The 3,508-nt window shown below is 73.6% G+C and carries 4 protein-coding genes; all 4 read right to left on the bottom strand.

The features are described from left to right. Window positions 1–254: 254 nt before the first annotated feature. Window positions 255–413, bottom strand: coding sequence for a hypothetical protein (locus K6U79_11365; protein ID MCL6522951.1), 159 nt, complete (start codon window positions 411–413; stop codon window positions 255–257). A 19-nt stretch (window positions 414–432) separates the two neighbouring features. Next, a complete protein-coding gene (locus tag K6U79_11360; GenBank protein MCL6522950.1) occupies window positions 433–1,485 on the bottom strand; it encodes a M23 family metallopeptidase in 1,053 nt (350 codons plus the stop codon). Next, entirely contained in the window at window positions 1,485–3,164 is a 1,680-nt protein-coding gene (locus K6U79_11355; protein ID MCL6522949.1) for a DUF87 domain-containing protein, read from the bottom strand. Before K6U79_11355 ends, K6U79_11360 begins: the two co-directional genes overlap by 1 nt. Before the next feature lie 98 nt (window positions 3,165–3,262). Continuing rightward, window positions 3,263–3,508: hypothetical protein (locus K6U79_11350; protein ID MCL6522948.1), on the bottom strand; the 246-nt coding region annotated here is incomplete at its 5' end.

The raw sequence follows: 3,508 nt of genomic DNA, 5'->3' as shown, positions 1-3,508 counted from the left end.
CGCGCACGACCTCGCCCCGCACCATCGCTCCGGCCTCCTTCCGTTCGCGCCGCCCGACCGGCGGCGCTGGGAGCCGAGAGCCAGGCGCGGAGCGCCGTCCCGCCGGGCGCGGAGGCAGGGGCGGAGCGAAGCGGAGAGCGAGGGACGGGAGGGATAGCGGACGAGCGGAGCGACGGAGCCTATGCTCACGGCCCGAGCGGCCCTTGCCGGAGCGGGTTCCCGGCGGGGGCAGGCTCGGCCGGAGCCGCCGGGGGTCAGAGAATCTGCGTGAGCAGGAGCAGCACCGCCAGGCCCAGCAAGGCCCAGGCGGGCCTCCGCGCCGGGTGCTGCCGCTCGGTCTCGGTCACTTGGAGAATCCATCCGGCCTCCACGAGCGCCCCTGCCGCGATGACGGTCACCAGCGCGCCGCTCACAGGCCACCACCTCCTTCCGCTACGGCGTGTAACCAGCTGCTCCGGCGGAGCCGAAGACGCTGAGCGGATCGACCAGCTGCCCGTGCTGGTAGGTCTCGACGTGCAGGTGCGGGCCGGTGGATTCGCCCGTCGAGCCGGAGAGGGAGACGGGTTGGCCGAGCGCGACCTCGGTTCCCACGGGCACGAGGAGCGCGGCGTTGTGGCAGTAGCGCACTTCCCCGCCCGGCCAGGCGATGGCGAGGGCGTTGCCGCAGGCGCCGTCATACCGGCTCTCGGTGACGGTGCCCGCGTGGGCGGCCAGGACGGTCGTGCCCAGGGGCACGGCGATGTCGAGGCCAGGGTGGAAGTCGCGCTGCCCGTTCAGGACCCGCCAGCCGAAGGGCGAGGTGATGGTGGTGTAGCCGGGCACGGGCCAGGTCCAGCCGGGCTGGGGGTCCGGGGTGTAGTCGCCACCGGCCCCTGGACCGCTCGGGGTGTTGGTCAGATCCTGGAGGGCCAGGATCATCACCTGCACCTGCTCCGCGTCGGCCCCGGCGAGCCCGAGACCCGCCAGCACCGGGTCCAGGGGACGGAGGGTGTAGGTGACGGCGGTATGGCACGCCTGCTTCCCGTCCGAGCCGGTCGTGCATGCGGTCTGCTCGTGGCGCTCGACGAACCGCCACGCCAGCTGCTCGGCCTCCTGCTCGGAGACCTGGGAGGTGTCCTGCCCGTAGCGCACGGCGTCGATGGCCGCGAGGGCCATCCAGTCCACGAGCACCCCGCGCTTGTCCGTCGCTTGGCCCGCCGTCGTCTGGTAAACCGCCTGCACCGCCTGCATGTATGCCTGCTGGACACGGGCAGCCTCCTGGTCAGGGCTCCCGCCGCCCAGCAACCCTTGCACAAAGGCGGAGACGGCGCCCACGGCGCCCATCGGGATGGCGGCCACCAGGAGGGGGACCAGGGCGAGGAGCAGGACCGGGAGAAGCGCCAGGAGGAGCAGCAGGAACCCGAGGCGGCCCCCGCGCTCCTCGCCCTGCCCGCCGCCGCCCAGGAGCGCGCCCAGGAGGCGCAGGGCCAGGCGGGCCGCCGGCATCAGAGCCCGCCCCCTGCGATGACGCGCGCTTCCACGTCCGAGGCCTCGGTCGTCAGCCGGACGCGCGAGTTGCCCGCGATGAGGAGGGCCTCGCCGCGCTTGGCGCCGGAGAGAAGCACCTGCTCGGCCTCGGTCAGCCGGAAGAGCTGGGTGAGCGCCTCGAGGTCCCGGCTCTCCTGGCGGAAGAAGAGCTTGGTGGCGGCGTTCGCCACCACGGGCTCCCCGTAGCGGCGAATGGCGGGGTCGAGAAAATCCACCGAGTTCTGGGTCACCACCACCAGGGAGCCCTGGTACTTCCGGATGCGCTTCGAGAGGTCGCGGAGGAAGGCCAGCGCCTGCGGCGTCTGGGGGTCGGCGAGGAGCCAGGCCTCGTCCACCAGGAGGACCGTCCTCCGCCCTTCGGCCTGGCCTGCCCTCACCAGGTCCCAGGCCCAGGTGAGGAGCGCGAAGTACTGGGCACGGCGGACCGTCTCCTGGGCGTCCACGAGGTCGCGGATGTCCACCACCGTCACGTCGCCGGCCGGCGGGAGCGTGGTCTGGCCGCACCAGAGCGCCGACTCCGCGCCGGAGACGGCGGGCTCCAGGAGCACGGCCAGGCGCTCCGCCCCGGCGTCCCGGACGTGGCGGTAGACGTCGGCGACGGTGGGCCAGCGCTTCACGGTCGCGGGGTCCGTCTCCCAGCCGATGCCGTGGTCCCGGTAGGCCGCGAGGACGGCCTGGGAGAGCGTCGCCCGCTCCAGGTCGTCGAGGCCCGGCAGGTAGAGCTGGAGCCAGGTCATCACGACGCGCTGGAGGTGGACGGCCAGGGGGCCGCGGCCCTGGAGGGGTGAGGTGCCCTCCTCGGGCTCGGCGTCGATGTCGGGCGGGAGCGGCCGGATCTCCAGCGGGTTGAGCCGCCCCTCGCCGCCCGCCGCGTTGATCCAGGCGCCGCCCAAGGCGCGGGCCAGCGGCCGGTACTCGCGCTCGGGGTCGAGGATGAGGAGCCGGGCTCCCCGGGCGTACTCCCGGAGCGCGAGGAGCTTCGCCGCGAAGGACTTCCCGCCGCCCGACGCGCCCAGGATGTTGACGTTGGGGTTCACCAGCCCTTCCTGGGCCGCCTCCGCGCTCCACCGGTCGACCAGCACGATCCCGCCGTCCTGGTCGCGGCCGAGGAGAATCCCGCGCCCGTGGTTGATCCCGCTCCGGGCCATGGGGTAGCCCGCGGCCATCGTCTCGATGGGCATGTTGTGTCCGCCCATGCGGCGGATCGCCTCGTCCAGGACCGCCCACGGTCCGGCGGAGCGAAGCCCCTGCTCCTGGGCGAAGAGGGCCACGGACGCCCGCATCCCGGCCGCCGCGGCGGAGGCCTCCACCTGGCGGACGCGCCGGCGGAGCTCGTCCTCGTCGCTCGCGAGGACCAGGAGCACCACGGTCAGGTAGACCACCTGCTGCTGCTCCTGGTCGATCTTGTGAAGCAGCGTCTGGGCATCTTCAAGCGCCCGCTCCGCCCGCTGGACGAGGAGCGGGGAGCCCCCCATGGCGATGCGGGAGCCGAGCTCGCCGATGGAGACGGTGATCTGCTTCACCAGCTCCGCCGGGTCGGCCGGCGTCACGTGGACGGAGGCGACCACGCCGGGGAGCTGGGTGACTCGGCTCAGCCAGGCCGCCCCTGCCCTGGGCGGGTAGGCGGTGAGGACCATGACCCGCCCAAGGACCTCGCCCAAACGAAGGTCTCGGGGGTAGAACCCGAGCCCGGCCGGCGTGATCACGTCCAGGAGCGGGCTTGCGGTCGTGGCCTTCACGCCGTCTCACCTCCCGCGAAGGTCGTCACGCCCGGGAACTCCGGCCGCTCGAAGGCGGCCGTGGCCGGATGGCTCCAGACGTGGAGCATCTGAAGGAGCGCCGCGTCATCGAGGAGGCGTGCCTCGACCTCGGCGCGGGCGAGCGCCTGGACGAGCTCGACCGCGCGCTCGCGGAGCGCCGCCTCGGCGTCCTTCCGCCCGGCCTCGCCGGCGAGGAGCATGTAGTACCGCCGCTCCACCGC

The organism is Bacillota bacterium (assembly GCA_023511835.1).
Classification (GTDB): Bacteria; Bacillota; Sulfobacillia; order JAIMAT01; family JAIMAT01; genus JAIMAT01.
The sequence above is the reverse complement of the archived record's forward strand: the minus strand, read 5'-3'. Positions and strand labels throughout refer to the sequence as shown.